Origin of the sequence: Frigoribacterium sp. MEB024 (assembly GCF_000878135.1) — a bacterium.
Classification (GTDB): Bacteria; Actinomycetota; Actinomycetes; order Actinomycetales; family Microbacteriaceae; genus Frigoribacterium.
This window is the reverse complement of record NZ_JXQZ01000083.1, coordinates 1-1,305: the sequence shown is the minus strand read 5'-3', so window position 1 is coordinate 1,305 and position 1,305 is coordinate 1. Positions and strand designations below refer to the sequence as shown.

The following is a 1,305-nucleotide window of genomic DNA, read 5'->3' as shown; positions in this document are numbered from 1 at the left end:
GTCCCCGGGGTCTCGGCGGGGGCCGACCCGTCAGGCGTCGACGCGGTCGGGGGCCCGGCCGCGCACGGCGAGGATCGTGCCACCGATCAGGGCCGAGACGAGCGAGCCGACGAGGACGCCGACCTTGACCACGTCGTCCTGCTCGCTGCCGGTGCCGTAGGCGAGCTCGCCGACGAGCAGCGACACGGTGAACCCGATGCCGGCCACGAACGACAGCCCGAGCACGTCGCCCCAGCGCAGGCTCGGGTCGAGCCGGATGCCCGGCAGGCGGGTGACGAGCAGCGACGCCCCGGTGATGCCGATCGACTTGCCGAGGACGAGTGCGACGACGATGCCGATCGCGACGCCGTCGCTCAGCGACTCCACCAGCCCGCCGAACCCGCCGACGGTGACACCGGCCGAGAAGAAGGCGAAGATCGGCACGGCGACGCCCGACGAGACCGGGCTCCAGCGCTCGGCGAAGTGGTGGGTCAGGGGATGCCGCACCTCGTGGCCGTCGGGACCGACGTGCGTGACGCCGGCCCGGGCCGTCGCCACCGCGGGCACGAGCAGGCCGAGCAACACCCCGGCGATCGTGGCGTGCACCCCCGACGCGTGCACCAGCGCCCAGGCGACGACGCCCAGCGGGATCAGCAGCCACCACGCCCGCACGCCACGCCGGACGAGCACGGCGAACGCGGCGAGCGGCAGCAGCGCCAGCAGCAGGGGGACGAAGGCGATGCCCGCCGTGTAGAACACCGCGATGATCGTGATCGCGATCAGGTCGTCGACCACGGCGAGGGTCAACAGGAAGGTGCGCAGGGCCGGGGGCAGCCGCTTGCCGACGACGGCGATCACGGCGACGGCGAACGCGATGTCGGTCGCGGCGGGGATCGCCCAGCCCTGGAGCGCGTCGGGGCCGGCTCCGAGGTTGACCAGCGTGAAGAGCAGCGCCGGCAGGGCGACCCCGCCGACCGCCGCGGCGATGGGCAGCACGGCGACCCGGGGGTCGCGCAGCGAGCCGGCGACGAACTCCTGCTTCAGCTCGAGGCCGACCACGAAGAAGAAGATCGCGAGCAGACCGTCCGCCGCCCAGGTGCCGACGCTCAGGTGCAGGTGCAGGGCCTCGGGACCGAACGACACGTCGCGCACGGCCGAGTAGAACGAGCCGGCCGGGCTGTTCGCCAGGACGAGCGCGAGCACGGTCGCGGCGAGCAGCAGGAGGCCGCCGGTCGTGTCGCGGCTGAGGAAGCGCGAGAGGCGTGCGGCCCGGCCGTCGGCGTGGGGCGCGTGGGCGGGGGCGGGCGGAGCGGCCGTCGGGTCGGC

1 protein-coding gene is annotated in these 1,305 nt (G+C 74.6%); it reads right to left on the bottom strand.

The window, feature by feature from the left end:
• Positions 1–30 precede the first annotated feature (30 nt).
• A partial coding sequence (gene nhaA, locus SZ60_RS13620; RefSeq protein WP_052505413.1) for a Na+/H+ antiporter NhaA occupies positions 31–1,305 on the bottom strand: 1,275 nt, incomplete at its 5' end.